Source organism: Xanthocytophaga agilis, assembly GCF_030068605.1.
GTDB classification, from domain to species: Bacteria; Bacteroidota; Bacteroidia; order Cytophagales; family 172606-1; genus Xanthocytophaga; species Xanthocytophaga agilis.
In genome coordinates, this window is record NZ_JASJOU010000003.1 from 283,169 (window position 1) to 304,198 (window position 21,030).

At 38.0% G+C, this 21,030-nt stretch carries 14 protein-coding genes; 10 read left to right on the plus strand and 4 right to left on the minus strand.

The genetic code is table 11. From position 1 onward, the window contains the following. Positions 1-6 precede the first annotated feature (6 nt). From proC to QNI22_RS11595, 3 genes are all read left to right on the plus strand, one after another. Positions 7-807, plus strand: coding sequence for a pyrroline-5-carboxylate reductase (gene proC, locus QNI22_RS11585; protein WP_314510798.1), 801 nt, complete (start codon positions 7-9; stop codon positions 805-807). Positions 808-847: 40 nt separating this feature from the next. Then, complete coding sequence (locus QNI22_RS11590) at positions 848-1,033, plus strand: hypothetical protein (protein WP_313976321.1); 186 nt, start codon at positions 848-850, stop codon at positions 1,031-1,033. Between the two features lie 97 nt (positions 1,034-1,130). Beyond that, positions 1,131-1,604 (plus strand): c-type cytochrome, encoded by a 474-nt coding sequence (locus QNI22_RS11595; protein ID WP_314510799.1) that lies wholly within the window; start codon positions 1,131-1,133, stop codon positions 1,602-1,604. Between the two features lie 81 nt (positions 1,605-1,685). Here the strand turns inward: QNI22_RS11595 and cysK are convergent, their stop codons facing one another. Next, positions 1,686-2,603, minus strand: coding sequence for a cysteine synthase A (gene cysK / locus QNI22_RS11600; RefSeq protein WP_314510800.1), 918 nt, complete (start codon positions 2,601-2,603; stop codon positions 1,686-1,688). A 477-nt stretch (positions 2,604-3,080) separates the two neighbouring features. Between cysK and QNI22_RS11605 the strand changes: the two genes are divergently transcribed. Continuing rightward, on the plus strand, positions 3,081-3,923 hold the full coding sequence (locus QNI22_RS11605; RefSeq protein WP_314510801.1) for a hypothetical protein: 843 nt from the start codon (positions 3,081-3,083) through the stop codon (positions 3,921-3,923). A 90-nt stretch (positions 3,924-4,013) separates the two neighbouring features. Here the strand turns inward: QNI22_RS11605 and QNI22_RS11610 are convergent, their stop codons facing one another. Together QNI22_RS11610 and QNI22_RS11615 are read right to left on the minus strand one after the other, a co-directional pair. Next, the gene (locus QNI22_RS11610; RefSeq protein WP_314510802.1) at positions 4,014-5,753 is read right to left on the minus strand and encodes a hypothetical protein; all 1,740 of its coding nucleotides are present in this window, start codon (positions 5,751-5,753) and stop codon (positions 4,014-4,016) included. 181 nt (positions 5,754-5,934) lie between these two features. Then, entirely contained in the window at positions 5,935-7,116 is a 1,182-nt protein-coding gene (locus QNI22_RS11615; protein ID WP_314510803.1) for a class I SAM-dependent rRNA methyltransferase, read from the minus strand. Positions 7,117-7,750: 634 nt separating this feature from the next. Between QNI22_RS11615 and QNI22_RS11620 the strand changes: the two genes are divergently transcribed. The 5 genes from QNI22_RS11620 (at position 7,751) to QNI22_RS11640 (ending at position 19,179) form a co-directional block, all read left to right on the plus strand. Further along, entirely contained in the window at positions 7,751-11,095 is a 3,345-nt protein-coding gene (locus QNI22_RS11620) for a SusC/RagA family TonB-linked outer membrane protein (RefSeq protein WP_314510804.1), read from the plus strand. Positions 11,096-11,146: 51 nt separating this feature from the next. After that, on the plus strand, positions 11,147-12,616 hold the full coding sequence (locus tag QNI22_RS11625) for a SusD/RagB family nutrient-binding outer membrane lipoprotein (protein ID WP_314510805.1): 1,470 nt from the start codon (positions 11,147-11,149) through the stop codon (positions 12,614-12,616). A 673-nt stretch (positions 12,617-13,289) separates the two neighbouring features. Continuing rightward, entirely contained in the window at positions 13,290-16,574 is a 3,285-nt protein-coding gene (locus QNI22_RS11630; RefSeq protein WP_314510806.1) for a SusC/RagA family TonB-linked outer membrane protein, read from the plus strand. Positions 16,575-16,588: 14 nt separating this feature from the next. Then, positions 16,589-18,025, plus strand: coding sequence for a SusD/RagB family nutrient-binding outer membrane lipoprotein (locus QNI22_RS11635; protein ID WP_314510807.1), 1,437 nt, complete (start codon positions 16,589-16,591; stop codon positions 18,023-18,025). A gap of 779 nt (positions 18,026-18,804) precedes the next feature. Then, on the plus strand, positions 18,805-19,179 hold the full coding sequence (locus QNI22_RS11640; RefSeq protein WP_314510808.1) for a hypothetical protein: 375 nt from the start codon (positions 18,805-18,807) through the stop codon (positions 19,177-19,179). Between the two features lie 118 nt (positions 19,180-19,297). On the opposite strand, the gene QNI22_RS11645 is transcribed toward QNI22_RS11640, so the two are convergent. Beyond that, positions 19,298-20,107 carry a M48 family metallopeptidase gene (locus tag QNI22_RS11645; protein WP_314510809.1) on the minus strand — a complete coding sequence of 270 codons (810 nt, stop codon included), beginning with the start codon at positions 20,105-20,107 and terminating at the stop codon, positions 19,298-19,300. Between the two features lie 235 nt (positions 20,108-20,342). Between QNI22_RS11645 and QNI22_RS11650 the strand changes: the two genes are divergently transcribed. Then, a complete protein-coding gene (locus QNI22_RS11650) occupies positions 20,343-20,954 on the plus strand; it encodes a fumarylacetoacetate hydrolase family protein (protein WP_313996379.1) in 612 nt (203 codons plus the stop codon). Positions 20,955-21,030 lie beyond the last annotated feature (76 nt).

Below are 21,030 nucleotides of genomic sequence, written 5' to 3' on the forward strand. Positions count from 1 at the left end.
TATACCATGAATATCCTTATCATTGGTGCCGGAAACATGGGAACCACCTATGCCAAGAGTCTGCTTGCATCCCACTTTGCCACCCCAGATCAAATGCAGTTACTCATTCGTAGCGATGCTGGTCGTACCCGATTACCAGAAATTCCGGATTATAATATCTTTCGTTCAGCAGGTGATTTCATCCGGCAGGCTGATATCATTATTGTTTCTGTAAAGCCTCAAGATTATAGTACTGTAGCACCAACCATACGTCCTTTTTTGAATTCCGAGCAAATTGTACTCTCTGTGATGGCAGGCGTAAGCATTCAAACACTACATACTTCGCTGGGCATTCCCAAACTAGTACGTGCTATGCCTAATCTACCCTCTCAGATTGGAATGGGAATGACTGTATTTAGCTGTAGTCCGGAACTGGATCGGAAAGAATTGTTTATCATTCAAAACCTGCTCAACACCACAGGTAAAGCTATGTATGTAGAAGATGAAGGACTCCTTGACTCTGCAACAGCTGTTTCCGGAAGTGGCCCTGCCTACGTATACTATTTCATGAATGCCATGATTAAGGCAGGTATTGAGTTAGGCTTTACCCCAGCTCAGGCAGAACTATTGGTAAATCAAACTTTCATGGGATCAGTACACCTTCAGAACCGGAACACAATTTCCTGTGAGGACTGGATCAAAAAGGTTGCATCCAAAGGAGGTACTACCGAAGCGGCACTAAAAGTATTTCTGGAAAACCGGGTAGAAGAAGATGTAAAGGAAGCCATTAACAGTGCATTCAAACGCTCCCAAGAACTAGGCAAATAATCTGTCGTGGGTATACCAAACAATGGAATAGATTTTTATCATGAATAAGAACAAGAAGATATTTTTGATAGTGAGTGGCCTGTTTGTACTGGCTGTCATTGGCTTTACCATTCATATCTTTTCAGTAACTACATTGCCTGGACGAAAAGGGCAATTACAGGAACGGATTGAAGATCGGCTCAAAAGTGATTCGACTCAAACAGACACTCTACAACCTGTTCACTAAATAAATTCTGGTTGTTTTATACAGGCATGTTTATTATTGGAAAGAATAAATTATTTTCGCGCTAGCTAACTATACTATTACCAACCATACCTTTTTTATGGAAGAGACCATTAAACGATTACAAATTGCCTTAGGAGTGCTCTTGATTGCATTGCTTGTGGTGTTTATTACTGGAGCAGCTTTGATTATCAGCTATAAACCTGAAGCGCCAGTAGCAGCAAAACCAGCACCAGGTACTTCTGGAACTGAAACAACTGCTCCTGCTCCAGCAGCATTAGATGCTGTAGCGCAAAAGGGCGAATCTCTATTTAAGAATAACTGTGCAGCTTGTCATAGTGCAGGTGACGATGTAGTGGTAGGTCCGGGACTAAAAGGTATTTCCAAACGAGCGCCAAGTAAAGATTGGTTATACAAGTGGATTCATAACTCTTCAGCTGTTGTTGCTTCCGGAGATGCTTATGGAAATCAGATTTTCAATAAATTCAATAAGATTCCTATGCAGTCATTTCCTGATCTGGCGAATGAAGATATTGATGCTATTCTAAAATATCTTGACGCACAAGGCGGATAATACATTTCTACCCGATGAAAAGAAAACCCTGTCAGAATGAGATTGACAGGGTTTTCTTTTGAAGTTTTGTCAACAATACATTTATACAAACAAGCCTTCAATAGACAAATATCGTTCGCCAGTATCATAGCAGAACGTCAATACACGTGATCCATCCGGAATATCTGGCAACTTCTTAGCTACAGCCGCCAGAGAGGCTCCGGACGAAATACCAATAAATATCCCTTCTTCTTTTGCAGCCCGAATTGTATAGTCAAAAGCATCTTCTTTAGATACCTGGATTACCCCATTCAGATTTTCTTTGTGAAGGTTTTTAGGAATAAAGCCAGCTCCAATACCCTGAATAGGGTGTGGACTTGGCTGACCACCACTAATTACAGGAGAAGCAGAAGGCTCAACTGCATAGGATTTTAATTTAGGAAAGTGCGCTTTAAGTACTTCATCGCACCCTGTGATATGCCCTCCAGTTCCTACACCTGAGATCAGGAAGTCAATACCTTCCGGAAAGTCCTTTACTATCTCCTGAGCAGTAGTCTGCTTATGAATCTCGATGTTAGCAGGATTTTCAAACTGACTAGGCATCCATGCCTTCGGATTTGAGTTTACAATTTCCTGAGCCTTTTCGATTGCTCCTCTCATTCCTTTCTCACGAGGCGTCAATTCAAACAATGCCCCATATGCTGACATCAGTCGTCTGCGTTCTACAGACATTGATTCAGGCATAACCAGAATCAGTTTATATCCTTTTACAGCTGCCACCATTGCCAGCCCTACACCTGTATTACCAGAGGTAGGTTCTACAATTACACTATCAGGCTCAAGAATTCCACGTCGCTCAGCATCTTCTATCATGGAAAGAGCAATTCTATCTTTAATACTTCCCCCCGGATTGGAACGTTCCAACTTCATCCATACCTCCACATTCCGGTGAGCAAACAATCGATTAATGCGTACATGAGGAGTTCCGCCAATCGTTTCTAAAATGTTCTGAGCTTTCATACAAAGTTAGTTGGTTATAAGAATCTGTGTAGTTCGGGAAATTAGTACTTTCTAATCGAACCCGGTAAAAATAGTATATCTTTTTTAATTAAGACCTATGCAGCCAGTTCAGGTGTTATCTTTATCAGATTAGTAATTAATCAAGTCTTTCAGCAAACAGAGATTCCGAAAATATATTTCGATTCAGCTATCCTATAAGACTAATATAGCTTTTGTTACTTTCTGTTTATACCTGATTGTCAGCAAATTCGTTTATATAGAAGAGTAAGAAACCTGTAAATCAATTTATTATATTCCTTTACGTTTACTTGTCCTAACAAAAAAAGAAGAAAGAACCATTTTTCAAAAATCAACAACACGCTTTCTAAAAAACTTTTTCGTCTCTGGTTAAACCTTTATATTGAAAGTATTTCTAAGTAGTAGGTTTACAAATTTTAAACTCCTCATTTATATAACACGTTAACTATTTTCCCAACTATGAGAAAGTTTCTATTTCAAATTCTGTTTGCAGCCCTTTTGGCATGCACTTTTGTAATTACATCCTGTAAAAAAGATGATGAAGTTCAGGCGGAAGAACCGGTGGTTGAAGATAATAATACCGGATTCAATGAATCGGAAGATCTTGTGACTATTTCAGACGAAGTAATGCAAACCAATAGCAGCAGCCTGCGCCAGACAGAAACAGGACAAAACTACTATGGAGCTACTGTAACCATTACTCCCAAAGGACAAAATACAACAGGGACAATTGTAGTTGATTTTGGAACAACTGGTATCAAGGGACGCGATGGAAGAACCCGAACAGGCAAAATCATCATTACCTATACAGCTATTGCCCCTATAAAAGGAGCTACCCGTGTCATCACATTTGATAACTATTATGTAAATGGTAATAAGATCGAAGGAACGAAAACAATTACTTTCAGCAACGATCCATCCAATGGGGTTTATACGGCTAATATTATCAGTTCCCTAGTAATAACCAAATCTTCTGGAAAGATCATTACCTGGTCCTGCAACCGTACTCGTGCCTACAGTACCAACAATACTCCTCTCAACTTTACAGATGATGAGATCTCAATAACAGGTACTGCTTCTGGTACTACTCAAAATAATATTGATTTTAATGTTGTAGTGAGTAGTCCACTGGTGTTTAAAGCCTCCTGTCTGCCTACAAGTGGCTGGGTGCCTGTAAGTGGTGTTCTGGAAGTAATTCCTGTCGATGTAGCCACTCGTATCGTTAATTATGGCAATGGTGATTGCGACCGTAAAGTAACCGTTACTGTTGAAGAAAAAAGTTATACAATTACTATTCGGTAATTATCTCCAACAACCGATTTAACTAAATAGATACTTATATAACAACAAACCCTTTACTATAACCAGTAAAGGGTTTGTTGTTATATAAGCCTAATCCAAAGTAGCTTCGGTTCTTTTTGCCAGAGGTCTCTCTTTCCCAGGAGCAGAGATTACAGATCCAATAGGCCTGCCTAATGTCTTCTTCTTATACACGTGAACAATCCTATTATCAGACTCATAGATCAGATCGAATTCTTCCTCCAACTCTGTCATAACATCTTTGTGCAAAGATTTATCTGTAGCATGGACACCCACCAGCGTTACATAGTCGACAGGCTGTCCGATCATTTCTTCATGAAATTCAATAGAGCGTACATGCTCTTTTTCATACATTACATCATTCAGGTGATTTAACTGTACAGGATCTGCAATCTTATCCAGATTCCAGTTCAATGGGAAATATCCAGTGCGTGCCTCATAGTTATCCAAAGAGATTCCTTTCTTTCCTAATAACAGATAATTACTGTAATGCTTTAGCGGATAGTAGTCTATTGGAAAATTACGTTCCAATGTAGAATCTATCGGATAGAAACAATATGGCAACGTAACAGCATGTGCAGGTATATGTTCTTGTGCTGTCATAATCTCATCAAAAACAGATTGTAAACGAAGAAGCTCTTTTGTACGAACAATCATCAAGGTAATGGAAATCAAAGCTACCAGCATATAGACAATTCGCTGAGTAGATAACTTCCAGGCATAAAAAGCGGCAAAAATAACCACATAGATATAAAAGAACAATCCGATGCGAGGGTGCATTCCACTTCCGCCAGCAGCACCATCCGGCCCGAAAATGTAATATAACGCCAAGCCGGCCAGTAAGCCAAACAATACTACATAATGCAGAATGCTCATTCGCTGATACCGGATTACACATACAATGAGTAAACAAAACAACACATGATATAGAATACCCAGCAGAAGAGTCTCATCCTGTGCAAGAAACTGAAGCGGCATCAGTTGTGTTAGTTGAAATACCTGTGTAAGCTTACTGCTTGGATAGTAATAGGCAGATGCACCAATGCGCAAAACATACACTAGCAGTAAAATACCTGTAACCCCATAGATCAGCACAGACATACCAGTCTGCCGGAATAAGAACGTCCAGTCAGGCTTTGGAATCTGCAAAAGAAATACCCGCTTCCAATACCCTGTATGTGTATAATCTGCAGGCTTGTTTCTCCGGAATGCATCCATAACAATCCATAGCCCCAGAAAAAGAATAGAAAAGACATAGGAAACAGGATGCGAAAAATACATACATAAAGTCAAGAATATCAATACAATAGTACGCTTAAGAGTAAAATTATATTGAGTACGCAACCAATACCCAACAAATAGGAAGAAAAAGATAAGGGAGAAACAAAAATTATAAAATCCATACCAGAAAGACAGATTATAGACAAGTGGAAACGCAAATACAGATAAGAAGGTAGCCTTATAATTTATATTTCGTATCAGATAGCGAAAAGAAACAGCAAACAGAATCACGTATGTTGCCAGAAGTATCTTTTCAGCAATATAATCCGGAAAAACGAGCAGCAATGTGGTTAAGAATACATGGGAAAACCGATTGGGGTCAGGATATATATTCCATTCCAAAAACTCAACATGTATAGGAGATGTTCCCATCAACATGTCTTTCATCAGTTCAGCATTGTACAAGTGCGCAGCTCCATCTGAAGTAGGAAAGAACTTTCCTGTAAAAAGCGGAATCAGATGAATAAGAAGTAATACACAAAAGGCAATAGTTTCGTAGGTGATAGATGTTGTTGATCTAAGCAGTTTCATAAGATTTTAAAAGTAGCGGGGTGAGGCAGAAGTTCTTTTAATAATTAGATTTACAGGCTGGTAAACATAAATATAAAAAAAATACATAAAGCTTCATGCAATTTCAGAAAAATAATCACATGAAGCTCCTCAATAAGAATGTCTTATGAAACAGAAAAATTTCCTAGACTAGTTAGTAAATTTACTCAACCTGCAATACAAGCCCTTTCAGGTACTCACCTTCCGGATGAAAAATATTCACCGGATGATCCAGAGGTTGAGTTAACTGGTGTAAAATACGAACGTTTCGATGAGCATCTGCCGCAGCCGAAAAGATAATCTTGCGAAATAAATCCCGATCTATATTTTGAGAACAAGAGAATGTAAACAAAATTCCTCCTGGTTTAATCTTTTTTATTCCTTTTAGATTTAGTTCTTTATACCCCCGTGATGCATTGGGAACAGCTTTCGCATTTTTAGCAAATGCGGGAGGGTCCAGTACAATCACATCATATTCTTCTTGTGTGTTTTTCAAATATTCAAAACAATCCTCTGCAATGGCTTTATGGATTACATCCTTTCCAAAATTCAAGGTACTGTTTTCATCTGCCAGTTGGACTGCATCCTTTGAAATATCTACAGAGTGCACCTCAGAAGCTCCACCTGCTAATGCATATATACTGAATCCACCTGTATAACTGAACGCATTCAGCACTTTTTTTCCCTGACTGTAGTTCTGTAACAGAGCCCGATTGTCTCGTTGATCAAGAAAGAAACCTGTTTTCTGACCTTTTTCAAAATCAATAGCAAATTTTACCCCATTTTCAAGGACAACTTTTGAATCCTGAAGTGTATTAGAAGTAAGAAATCCATTTTCAAGAACTACCTCCTCTCGAAAACCTGGGTTATGTTTATTTTTCAGGTAAATATACCTGACACCTATTTTTTGTAGTCCACCTATAATATGAGGAGCAATCTTCTCACTACCCTTAATTAACAACTGCAGTACGACCAGATCATCATATAAATCGGCGATTACTCCCGGAAGAAAATCTCCTTCTGCATGCAATAGCCGACAACAGTTGGTTTGGGCAGTAAGTACATACTTTTTGCGAATCTCATAGGCCGATTGAATTTTCTGATGCCAGTAATCCGGCTGACTAAAATCAATGGGTAAACTTGAGAATTCAAACAAACGACAAATAATCTGACTCTGGGGAGAGTAAAATCCATAAGCCAGGCGATTTCCCTGGTTATCCAGTACTTCCACAATATCACCATTCTCAGCCTTAGGCAGTTGCTTTACTCCTCCTGAAAATATCCAGGGATGACGATTATTAACCGACCGATCTCGGCCAGATTTTAAAACTAAACTAGGATACATACCAGCAAAGGTATTTCAAAATAATCGCTTTTAAAATTTACTGACTTGTATAATCTCTTCTGTCATTCTCAACTCACCAATATGTTGAATATTTCCTTAGCTACTTATTCTGATTAATACATCTCTTCTCTTTGCCAAAAAGAAAGAAATGTAGAAAATATTACATAAAGATTTACGCCCAAACACTTAAAATAAAAAACCAAAAGTAACATTAAAAATAAGACATATAGCATAATCGAGCTAATAAACTCATTTACAACCTATAAAAACAAAAAATAAATATATATATAATATTTTTTATACCTCAACAAGAAAATAGATAGTATATATTTAGGTAAAACAGACTTAAACAAAATTATTTCTCCCAACTATCATGGGTGAAATATCTTATTTTTTGTCGTATATTTTATAATAAAAACACAATACATAACATAAAACAGAATATTTTTTAGTTAAAAACCATATTATTAAAATTTTTTAAACCAAAACAACACAATTACATCAATACTAATTTAGTAACGTACAAAAAATAAAATTTTACACTATTAATTTTTAAGAATGAACATATTCAGGTACTTTTACTTACACATTTTCTTCATTTTATTACATAACAAACTTCTAAACCTTATTTTTTATGAAGAAACTTTTATCCTTTCTTATGTTATTCCTGCTGTCGATTGGAGCACTCTTTGCCCAAGACCGAACCATTACAGGAAAAGTTACAGATGCCACAGATGGCACACCTCTGCCAGGAGTAAGTGTAATAGTCAAAGGCACGACTACAGGCACAACCTCCAATGCAAATGGAGACTTTCAGATAAGTGCTCCTTCAGATGCCACATTAACATTCAGCTTCATAGGATTTGCCACGCAAGAAGTACAAGTTGGCGGCCGCACAACCGTTAACGTACAGATGCAAACAGATGTAAGACAACTGAATGAAGTTGTAGTCAATGCGATCGGAGTAGAAACCTCTAAAGACAAACTTGGTACTACGGTATCTACCGTCAAAGGAAACAATGTTGTTCAGTCAGGTGAAACATCATTGTTAAATGGTCTGGCAGGTAAAGCAACAGGTGTAAGTATTACCCGTAATGGTAGTGATCCCGGAGCAGGAACCTATATTCAGTTAAGGGGACAAAATTCAATTACAGGTAGTAACCAACCTCTGATTGTAATAGATGGCATTCCTATATTCAACAGTTATATATCCAGTAATGATGGCAACCAAGCAGGTAGTGGTAATCAAACAGATGGAGTACAGCAACAATCACGATTAAATGATTTAAATCCATCAGATATAGCTTCTGTTGAAGTACTTCCTAGTGCTTCAGCTGCAGCCTTGTGGGGAAGCCGTGCTGCAAATGGTGTTATTGTAATCACAACCAAAAAAGGCCAGAATAGCAATGGAAAAATCAATATTGGTTATAAAGGAACAGTATCATTAGATGAAGTAAATAAAGTTCCTGAATTACAGAGAGATTTCGGACAAGGCCTTAATGGTAAGTTTTCATATAATAATGCCCGCAGTTGGGGTGATCGTATTGCAGATAGAACAGGAGGTAATGACACCTACAATACAGGAGAAGGTGTTCCATTTGTTACATTCCCGGATGGAACTACACGTTATGCAGTAGCAGGAGGAAATAACACTAATCCGCATGGAGGAAAGAATTCTAAAGATACTTATGATCATGGAAAAGAAGTATTTCGTACTGGATATTATGTAGACAACTCCATAAATCTTAGTGGAGGCAACAATAAAGCCAGCTTTTTCGCAAGCTATTCCAATCTAACACAAAAAGGTATTGTTAAACGAAATAGCGACTATAATCGCAACACGGCACGTATCAATGTAGTCACTCAGCTTACAGACAAAGTAAAAGCAACGGCCAATGTAAGCTATTCCAATGTCCGTTCAAACCGAACTCAACAAGGTTCTAATCTTGGAGGTATATTTCTGGGAGGTTTACGTACGGCTCCTGACTATAACAATAATTATACAACAGGTACTTACCAGGATGCAGAAGGAGCTATCTTCCCCAATCAGCAGATCTCATATAGAAATCCATTAGGCAATGTAAACAATCTCAGCTACTTTGATAACCCTCTATGGACAATAGATCATAACAAAAGCTTTACAGTTGTAAACCGTATTTTGGGAAATATTGAACTAAGCTATGATGTTTTGAGCTGGTTAAATCTACGTGCCAATGTTGGTGTAGATACTTATACAGACCGACGCACAGACTTTGTTAATGCTCAGTCTGCAATCTCTATTGGAGGAGCGTACACAGAGCAAACTATTAGCGAAAGTCAGTGGAATGCTAATTTGTTTGCACGAGCAAACCATAAATTCTCAGATAACTTTACAGGTGCTCTCCTTTTAGGTTTTAATTACAATAGCCGTCAATACAATAATGTAGGTGCAACGGCCCGTAACTTTATTGTTCCAGATGCACCACCTAATTTATCCAACACTTCTCCATCAAACAGAGATCCCTTTAATTATGCTAACACTGTTAAAACCAACGCGGGATTTGCACAAGTAGATTTGGAAATTCTTAATCAGGTATTTGTTACTGCAACTGCAAGAGCAGAGGCAGCTTCTACTTTTGGCAGAGAAGCACAAAGTTTGTTCTTTTATCCCTCTATCAACTCGTCATGGCAGTTCACTAAGTTATTAGGTGATAATCATATATTAAGCTTTGGAAAGATAAGAGCAGGCTTTGGTATAGTAGGAAATGAACCACCTCCATACTATAACTTAACCAAATACTTCCCAACATCTTTCACAGAGACCTGGGGAGGTTCCTTAAATGGAGCCCAATATGGTGTAGGAGGCTATCAACGGTCAGCTACAGCAGGTAATCCCAAATTAAAACCGGAAAAAAAGAAAGAAGTTGAAGTAGGGTTCGATTTACGATTCTTTAACAATAAAGTACAAGTAAGTGGTACAGCTTATTATAATCGTAACACTGATGTAATTTTACCTGTTGATCTTGCTCCGACATCTGGATTTAGCTCTCAATATAAGAATGCAGCAACTATGGAAAATAAAGGACTGGAGTTCTCCATTCAACCCGAGTGGGTTAACAAAGGAGGATTTATCTGGTCATCTAACTTTCTATGGTCATTGTATCGCAATAAAGTTGTGGATCTAAGTGGGGTAGAGTATGTGTTCCTACCGGGAGGTGGTTTTACGGATGGTTCCTCTGTTGCTGTAAAAGGCCAACCTGTAGGCGTAATATGGGGAACTTACTACGCTAGGAATGAAAACGGTGGCTATCAGTTAGACAACAATGGATATCCAACCATTGCACTTAGCTCTGGCGTTATTGGCAATCCCAATCCCAACTACAGAGCCAGCATTGGGAACACATTCAGCTTCAAAGGACTAAACCTATATGCGTTATTCGATTTCAGTATTGGTAATCAGACGTGGAATGGAACCCGTGGTGCTCTGATGAATTATGGTACTGCCAAAGCCACTGCAATAGAAACTACAGTTTCAGCTACTGAAGCAGCACAAATTAAAACATTTGATGGAGCAACAATTGCGAATGGTATCCATCCATCTAACAATCGCATTATTGCGCGCCAAAATTCAGACGGTAGTTACACATTCAGAGGTACTGTCGGGGACTTTGGAGGAGGCCCAGTGGCCCTTGATGAAGCATGGTATCGCAATTCTGGAGGAGGATTTGGCGTAAATGCACCATTTGTTGAAGATGCCAGTTGGGCTCGTCTCCGTGAAATCACGTTGAACTACACAATAAACACTGAAGGGTTCCGGAGAAAATCTAAACTCTCTTCTATCACATTGGGATTTACAGGTAGAAATTTAGCACTATGGACAGACTATAATGGCATTGACCCTGAAACAAATTTAACAGGAGCTAATAATGGTCGTGGTATTGACTATTTCCAGAATCCCAATACCCGTTCATTCATATTTAGCTTATCTATTAACTATTAATGTGTCTCACACTTCCATTTATCTATCTACTAGCACTTACTATTTAATTATATGAAAAAACTATATGCCTTTCTGGGAGTCATGAGCCTTGTATTGATGCTTAATGGTTGTAAAGGATTAATCAATGGCTATGATATAGATCCTGTCAACATTACAGATCCTAGTGTTATTGATATTAAACAATATCTGAGTGGAGCGCAGGTAAACCTCATCGGAGTATATGAAGGAGATATGAATCGACTTACAGGAATGTGGACAGGTCACTTTAGTGGAGAAGACCGCCAGTATGTCCCTCTTTCCAATTATGTAGTTACAGCCCGTGATTTCAATAACCAGTGGACTACAATGTATACTAATGTACTTGCCAATCTGAATCTTATAAAAGAAAAATCTATAGCAGTAAATAATATGAGGGCGTTAGGCATTGCCCAGGTAATGCAAGCTATGACACTAGGTTTAGCCGCAGATTTATTTGGGGATGTTCCTTATAGTGAAGCTTTACAATATCCTATCATTACTACACCTAAATACGATACACAGGCAACAGTATATGCTGGTGTACAAGCTATTTTGGATTCAGCAATTATCAACCTCGCAAAGGAAGTGGCAAATGCGGCGGATCCTAAAAACGCAGACATCTTTTTTAATGGAGATGGACAAAAATGGATACAAGTAGCCAATACCTTAAAAGCACGTTATTATCTTCATACTAAAGACTATGCCAATGCAGTAAAATATAGTGATCCAGCTCTTGCAATTTCTTCTGCAAGTGACAACATGCTAGCTCCACATGGTGATGGCTATCAACAAACTTTTAACTTGTTTTACTCATTCCTTGTGTATGACCGTTCAGGCTACATGGCAGGCAATGGCTTTGCAGCCCAACTATTAGATGCTAATACAGATATTAGCCGTAATAATGCAAAAACAAATGAAGAAGCACGTCTAAATTACTATTATTTGCCAGATGATGGTTTTTATGATGTGAACTATTTATGGAGTTCAGATTTTGGCAATGCTCCTGATGAAGATGGTTTTTTTGGAGCAGTAACATCTTTCCCAATGGTAACCTTTGAGGAAAATATGCTTATTCGTGCGGAAGCCTATGCAAAACAAAACGAGTTTGCCAATGCGTTAGATGCACTTAATACCTTACGAGCCTACTATAATACAGGAGCTAATCTTAATGCATCTTATCCAGAAGATTATGGATTATTGTATGCGCCATATATAGCAACCGACTTTGCACCAGGAGGGATTGAGAATACAGATAATATCACAGCAAATGCAGCATTACTTCGTGAAATTATTGAAGAAAGATATATTTCACTAACAGGTCAGCTCGAAGTTTTTAATGATGTACGACGTACAGATAATCTACTTGGGGTACCTATAAAATCAGGAGCTTCTGAATTACCTCAACGATTATTGTATCCTCAGGCTGAGATTAATGCCAATTCGGCAAATGTACCTTCTGTAACACTATATACAGCTACTACTACTAATTCCAGTCCCTACTAATAATTAAAATATATTTCAAGAAAAGCTGTCCGTTTCCTTATGGACGGCTTTTCTTTTTTCCTCCTACCTAAACTTTATTCTCTAACCAATACTTTTTACAATTATTCCTATCTAACAAGCTTACATAGAATACATATTTCACGGTTTTCTTACATCACAGTTTGGTTCCTTCCAATTACAACTAAAACAGCTTTTTCCCTTCAATAGTAACTTAGCTAGGCATATACTTAACAACAAAAACTACTATTGGTAACAAACACAGCTCTGTAAATGATTAACAGTATAAAAAAGACATCAAAAACCAGTAAACAAAATAATATACTTAAAACTCTAACAACACAACCTCATTAAATAAAATTAAAACATATAAACCCAATTATATACTTTACTGCATCAACTATCCCTCATCTGACCGATATATTCTCTATCATCGCTCATTAAAGGATAAAGTTCCAGCAATAGACAAAAAAGGTTCCAAAATATATTTTGGAGCCTTTTTTATTATACAAAATATTTATCGGCAAATAGAGAAAAAACAATACATATATTCAACAGTAACACATATAAAGCTCAATTTACATAAATTTATTTCCTAAAGTCAAATTCTTCCAATATTTTTGTCTATACTTTTTCTCCATTTTATTACATAACAAACTTTTAAACCCTAATTATTATGAAGAAACTTTTATTCCTTTGTGCATTACTCCTGATGTCGGTCGGGACGCTTGTTGCACAAGACCGAACCATTACAGGAAAGATAACCGATGAGAAGGATGGCTCGGCTATTCCAGGTGTCAACATCACTGTAAAAGGTACTACACGTGGTACTGTAACAGACGTGAATGGTGCCTATACACTATCGATCCCTTCAGGGAATCAAACCATTGTTGTTTCTTTTATTGGCTATGCAACGATAGAAAGACCTATAGGTGCAGAAAGCGTTATCAACATCAGCTTACAAGGTGATACTAAACAGCTTAATGAAGTAATTGTTACAGCTCAGGGAATTGAGAGAACAAAAAATGAACTTTCCTATGCTGCACAAAAAGTAGATGGTGATGCAATCAACCGCACACGGGATGCAAACTTTGTTAATTCTCTATCCGGAAAAGTATCAGGGGTGCAGATTACACGTCCTAATACATTAGGTGGTTCAACCAATGTTGTTATCAGAGGTACAAAATCTCTGGGGTATAACAACCAGGCTTTGTTTGTCATTGATGGGGTTCCGATTGATAATTCCAATACCAACTCAGCAGATCAAAGAACAGCACGGGGTGGATATGATTATGGTAACGCAGCAGCAGATATCAACTCGGATGATATAGAAAGTTTAACCGTATTAAAAGGTGCAGCAGCTACAGCATTATATGGCTCAAGAGCCTCGAATGGTGTAGTACTTATCACAACTAAGAAAGGAAGCAGAAAAGGCTTGGGTCTAACTGTAAACTCGGGAATCAACTTTGGTGTGGTTGATAAGTCTACTTTACCTAAATATCAGAAGCAATATGGGGGGGGATATGGTAAATATTATGGTCCTGATCCTGACAATGACCCTCGGTTCTTCAACGAATCAGATCTGAACGGAGATGGAGTAATAGACTATATTGTACCTACTTCTGAAGACGCTTCTTATGGAGCAGCTTTTGATCCTACACTAAATGTATATCAATGGGATGCATTCTACCGGGATTCGCCTAATTATGGTAAAGCCACTCCCTGGGTAGGAGCCAAAAATGATCCTACAACATTTTTCCAGAATCCAGTTTCAAACAATCATAATATCATGCTTGATGGTGGAGGGGACAAAGGCTTTTATAAGTTAGGTTATACACGAAACGACGAAAAAGGTATTCTACCTAATAGCCGTATTCTCAAAGACTTTGTCAATTTCAGTGCATCCTACAACATCAGCCCTAAGTTCACAGCTACAGCTGCTGTAAACTTTTCTGATGTTCAGGGTAAGGGTCGTTATGGAACAGGGTATGATTCCAAAAACATTATGACAAATTTCCGTCAATGGTGGCAAACTAATGTGGATATCAAAGAGCAGAAAGCTGCCTATGAGAGATCCAGAGAGAATCAATCATGGAATCTCAGTAACCCACTATCCGGTACAGTACCTATCTACTGGGATAATCCTTACTGGGTCCGAAACGAAAACTATGAAACAGATGAACGTTTACGCTATTTCGGGTACGGACGTCTGGATTACAAAGTTAACAGCTGGTTAAGTTTAATGGGAAGAGTATCGCTGGATACATATAATGAAACACAGGAAGAGCGCATTGCAGTAGGTAGTGTACCTTCTTCCCTCTATGATCCAAGTACATCTATCTCTGCATTGACCATCGAAGGGCAGCCATCAGGGTATAGTAGATTTACCCGTAGCTATAAAGAATACAATTATGATTTGATGGCTACAATTAATAAAAATCTTTCGGAAGACTTTAACCTGAAAGCTGTACTTGGGAGCAATGTACGTCGTACTACAATGGAGTCTGTATTCAATTCAACAAATGGTGGCCTTGTTATTCCGCGTTTGTATGCAATCTCTAATTCAGTAAACCAGCCATTCCTTCCTATTGAATCGTTCTCCGATCTACAAGTGAATGGGTTTTATGCCAATGTAACTCTAGGTTATAAAAACTTACTATTTTTAGATCTTGCAGGCAGACGTGACAGAGCAACATCGCTTCCTCGAAACAATGATACCTATTATTACCCATCGGTATCTACCAGCTTTGTTTTTTCTGAATTATTAAAAGAACTGACTTTCCTGACAGGTGGCAAATTGCGTGTTAACTACGCAGAGGTGGGAAACCTTGCTCCGACCAGCAAAACTACTGATTATTATTCAAAGGTTACGTCTTTTGGAGAAGTTCCATTGTACTCTGTATATATCAATAAAAACAATGCGAACCTGAAGCCTGAACGTACCCGAAGCTTTGAAGCTGGAGTAGAAATGTCATTCCTGGCAGATCGTGTAGGATTTGATTTCACATATTACAAACAAAACAGTGTCGATCAGATTATTGCAGTAGATGTATCCAGAACAACCGGATATGATCGCAAATTTGTCAACGCTGGAAATGTACAGAACCAAGGTATCGAATTAAGTGTGTTTGGTAAACCTGTACAGACCAAAGATTTTTCCTGGACTATTAACGTTAACTTCACCAGAAACCGTAATAAAGTACTTCGCCTGTTTGAGGATGCAGAGAACTTGCTGATTGGTTCATTACAGGGAGGAGTTGGTATTAATGCCCGTATCGGCCAACCTTATGGTACAATTACAGGATCAGGTTTCAAATATATGAACGGTCAGAAGATAGTAGGTAGTAATGGGTATTACCTACAAACTACAGATACTATTATTGGAAATGTGAACCCGGATTGGATTGGAGGTATTAGTAATACATTCCGTTACAAAAATCTATCTCTGGGCTTCCTGGTTGATGTTAAAAAAGGAGGTGATGTATTTTCACTGGATATGTATTATGGTCTGGCAACAGGTCTGTATCCTGAGACAGTAGGCTTGAATGACAAAGGTAATCCTTCCCGTAATCCAGTGACTCAGGGTGAAGATACAGGTGGCATTATTCTGGGAGGAGTAAAAGAAGATGGTACTCGCAACGACATTCGGGTAAGTAATACCAATTATGGTGTATATGGCTATCGTCGAAATCCAGCAGCAGCATTTATCTATGATGGTAGTTATATAAAATTGCGTGAGGTTAGTGTTTCGTACTCCTTCCCTCAGGCAATCATCTCTAAGTTAGGACCAGTTAAAGGTATTGATCTGTCATTCATTGGACGTAACCTATGGATTATTCACAAAAACCTGCCATATGCAGATCCTGAAGATCAGGTAAGTGCAGGAAATATCCAGGGCTATCAGACAGGTGCCTATCCCAATGTGAGAAACTTTGGCTTTAATGTTAAACTGAGATTCTAAAAAATACCGAAAATATGAAAAAGATTATAGCAATATATATAGCGATACTTGCTTTCACCGCTTGTACAAAGGATTTTGACACCATCAATGATGATCCTAAAAATGCACCGGAAGTTCCGGCAGCAACGTTATTCTCCAATGCAGAACGAAATCTTGTCGATAATGTAAACACACCAGAGGTTAATACAAATGTATTTCGTTTGATGGCTCAGTATTGGGCCCAAACGACGTATGCAGACGAATCTCAGTACAATATTGATACACGTAACATACCACGTAACTTCTGGAATGCAATGTATACAGATGTACTCAGGAACTTTAGTGAGGCAGATAGTTTAATTAAAGCAGATACTACATTTCTGGACCCTCAGCAGAAAATCAATCAACTGGCAGTTAATGAAATATTGACAGTTTATTCATGGTCTGTATTGGTAAATATTTATGGTAACATTCCTTATTCACAGGCATTGGACTATAGAGAAATTACACCTAAATATGACGACGCAGCAACTATTTATGCAGATCTGCTTACCCGTTTGGATGAAGCGTTAACTTCTCTGGATACCGATAGCGAGAGCTTCGGGTCTGCCGATTTAATATATGGAGGAAATGTATCGAAATGGATTAAGTTTGGCAATTCATTAAAACTAAGACTAGCCATGACAGTAGCTGATGTAGAGTCCTTCTCATCTACAGTAAAAACAGCTGTTGAATCGGCAGCACCCAATGTCTTTACATCGAATGATGATAATGCGCTTTTAAACTATCTGCAATCACCACCTAATACCAATCCGGTATGGGTGCAATTGATTCAAAGTGGCCGAACAGATTATGTTGCTTCGAATACGATTCTGAATATTATGAAGCCTCTGGCTGATCCTCGTTTGCCTTCCTACTTTAATCCGGAAACAGAAACCGGACAATTTCTTGCTGGTACTTATGGCAATGTGAACAGCACTTCAGGATTTTCACTACCAAGTGATAAATTAACCAGCCAGACATTTCCAGGCGTTCTGCTGGATTATTCAGAAGTTGAATTCTATCTGGCTGAAGCTGTAGAAAGAGGATATACTGTGGGAGGTACAGCTGCAGAACATTACAATAAGGCAGTGACAGCATCTATTACTTATTGGGGGGGTACTTCAGAACAAGCAACAGCCTATCTGGCAAAACCACAGGTAAATTATGCCACTGCATCAGGAGACTACAAACAAAAAATTGGTACTCAAAAATGGTTGGCGTTATACAATCGAGGTATTGAAGGCTGGACAGAATATAGAAGATTGGATGCACCTACTTTTAATGAAGTAGAAGAGCCACAAGGCGATTTTCCATTGCGTTTTACCTATTCTGATCAGGAGCGTAACCTAAACAGAGCCAATTACTCAGAAGCTGCTCAAGCAATTGGCGGTGATGAAGTAACTACCCGGATTTTCTGGGATAAATTCTAAAAAATCAATTTAACAGAAAAGGCTGTCTATTTAGGACAGCCTTTTCTGTTCTTATACTAATCAACAATTGATTGTAAGGATTAATTAATTGCTGCATTTCAGCATCATAGCTTATGATGTTCCAGCATTACCCATAAAGCCATCTCCTATATACGATAAACTACAATTTGATCACCTGTTTTATCGACCTGTAGAAAGACATATCAAGTAATATTTTTAGCTAAAAAGTAGATTTTTTTATTAATCATTCAGACAGGTAAAAGACTTAGCTCAATAAACTTAAAGTTTTCACTCCTATCACCACTATTTGGTTATTTAAAGTATGAAGAAACGTTTTGATTCACATCAGACAGGTATTCACTAGATAACAGACAAGAACCTGACAGACAAAAAATATTTTCTTTGCTATAAAATCAAATAAAATGTAGAAGATTCTCAGGTATTTACACAAAAGATTCTTAGACCATTTGTCTACGGACGAAAGTGTTTAGAAATGTCATTAATCTTGTAAACGCCTTGTATAACATTCTATATATCAACATCTTATTATTATATCACATCTATTTCCTAATATTTTGCAAGTGTGGTATGTATCCTTTGTGAGATCTGGGCTTTATCCATCTGCAAAATAATTCTCGTCTTAATTCAGGAATTGATACATCTATCCACCTACGAAATTTCTCTATTTAATTACATCTGTATTGAATGCACTATTAGCTGTTATGCAATGAGCAATAGCTTGAATTTCTTTGTATTACAAAAATTCAACTAGCTTATTCATGAAATTTCTACAAAATCTATTATTGGCTGTGTGCATTGGAATGTGTTGTAGTTGTGTGGTAATGCATAAAAATTATGAAGCAGAGGCAGCAGCCAAACGAACCGAAGGCATCATTCCTGTTTATACAGCAGAGCCAGAGTTACGTAATTATGAAGAAGTGGCACACTATGAAGCAGTAGGTAGTAATGTTACCTCATTCAAGAAAGTACTTGCACGAGTCAGACGTCAGGCTCGCAAGGATGGTTGTGAGGCATTGGTTAAGGTTAAATTCTATCGTCAACCAATCGGAGCTGGTCGCAAACCTGCCACATTTCCTAAAGTAGAAGCAACAGGAGTCCGTTTCACAGACCGGAATGGGCTAGCCAACAATTAAGTAAGTCGCTTACTATCGTTATACAGATCAGATTTCTTTCAGTAACTTTTGATAGCCTTAAAAGAAAAAAGCCCCATACAATTTTGTAACTGGGGCTTTTCTCTAATCAGGTACTATGTTATTTTTTACTTTGGTTATAGTATTGTAACGCCTTGGGCATCAGCTTCTGCAAACGACTGATACGTGTTGCATCTGAAGGGTGTGTGGAAAGAAATTCTGGTGGTTTTTGAGATCCCTTGCTGGCTTCTGCCATACGCTGCCATAATTTAACAGACTCCTGAGGATCATATCCAGCCAGTGCTGCTACATATAACCCGATTTCATCTGCTTCTGACTCCTGACTACGGGAGTGTGAAAGCAACCCAAGCTGTGTTCCAGCTCCAGCTGCCTGCAAAACGATCTGATTTACCAGTGTAGGATTTTGGCCTACTACAACCCCTCCAGCCTGTAATAATCCATTAGTTACCATCTGCTGACTGGACCTTTCACTTCCATGGCGAGCCACAGCATGAGCAATTTCGTGACCCATTACCACCGCCAGACCTGCTTCATTCTGCGTTACAGGCAATAATCCGGTATAAACCACCACTTTACCACCTGGCATACACCAAGCATTCAGTTCTTTGCTATCAACCAGATTGTATTCCCATTTAAAACCAGAGATAGCATTTGATTGATTTCTTTCTTTCAAAAGCTTCTCCAGTGCAGCTTGCACCCTTGCCCCTACCCTCTTCACCATATCAGCCTGACTGTTACTTACAGGCTTATTCTCTGTTAAAAATTGTGTATAGGCTTGCAGAGCCATTGCATTCATCTCAGAATCAGGTATAAAGTTTAACTGGCTTCGTCCAGTTATAGGTACCTTCTGACAACTTATAATACCTCCGACGATTGCAAGGCTTAGTAAAAATTTTGACAGTTTTCTCATGTGTTCTATTGTTATGTGTAAACTAATGAAAGTTTTACGTTAAAATTGAAGCAAAAAGTTTGCCTGAAATTTATATTTTTGTCAATTAAACAGTTTTTAGATTTAACTACTCTTCTCTTTACACTGCTTATACTTATTGTTATTGCATTGCATAAAGAAATTTAAAGTTTCTGTTTATTCGTTATATTCTGTTATCTGTTCCTAATTCCACTTCCTACTTTATACAATCAGATTCATGAAAATCATTGCTATCGGCCGAAATTATGTTGAACATATCGAAGAACTAAAAAACGAAAAACCTTCTGAACCTGTAGTTTTTTTAAAACCTGATACAGCCTTACTCAAAGATAATGCCCCTTTTTACTACCCTGATTTTTCACAAGATGTACATCATGAAGTAGAAATTTTAGTAAAGATCAGTAAAGAGGGCAAATATATTGAGGAAAAATTTGCGCACAAATATTATGACGAGATTGGTGTAGGAATAGACTTTACAGCCCGAGATATACAACAAAAATGCAAGGAGAAAGGATTACCCTGGGAAATAGCCAAAGCATTTAACGGTTCAGCTCCTGTTTCAGAATTTGTACCCAAAACAAACTTTGCTAATATCCGGGACATAAATTTTAGCCTTCAGATCAACGGAGAAACCCGTCAGCAAGGGAATACAGGTCTGACATTATTCAATTTTGATTATATTATCTCCTATGTTTCAAAATTCTTTACCTTAAAGAAAGGAGATATCATCTTTACAGGAACTCCCAAAGGCGTAGGCCCTGTAAAAATCGGAGATAAACTAACCGCTTTTATAGAAGGAGAAAAAATGCTTGAATTTGAAGTAAAATGAGTCTACCATCACTACTCATTCAATAGTACAAACGCTACAACACCAAAATCTAAAACTACAACAATGATCAATTGGT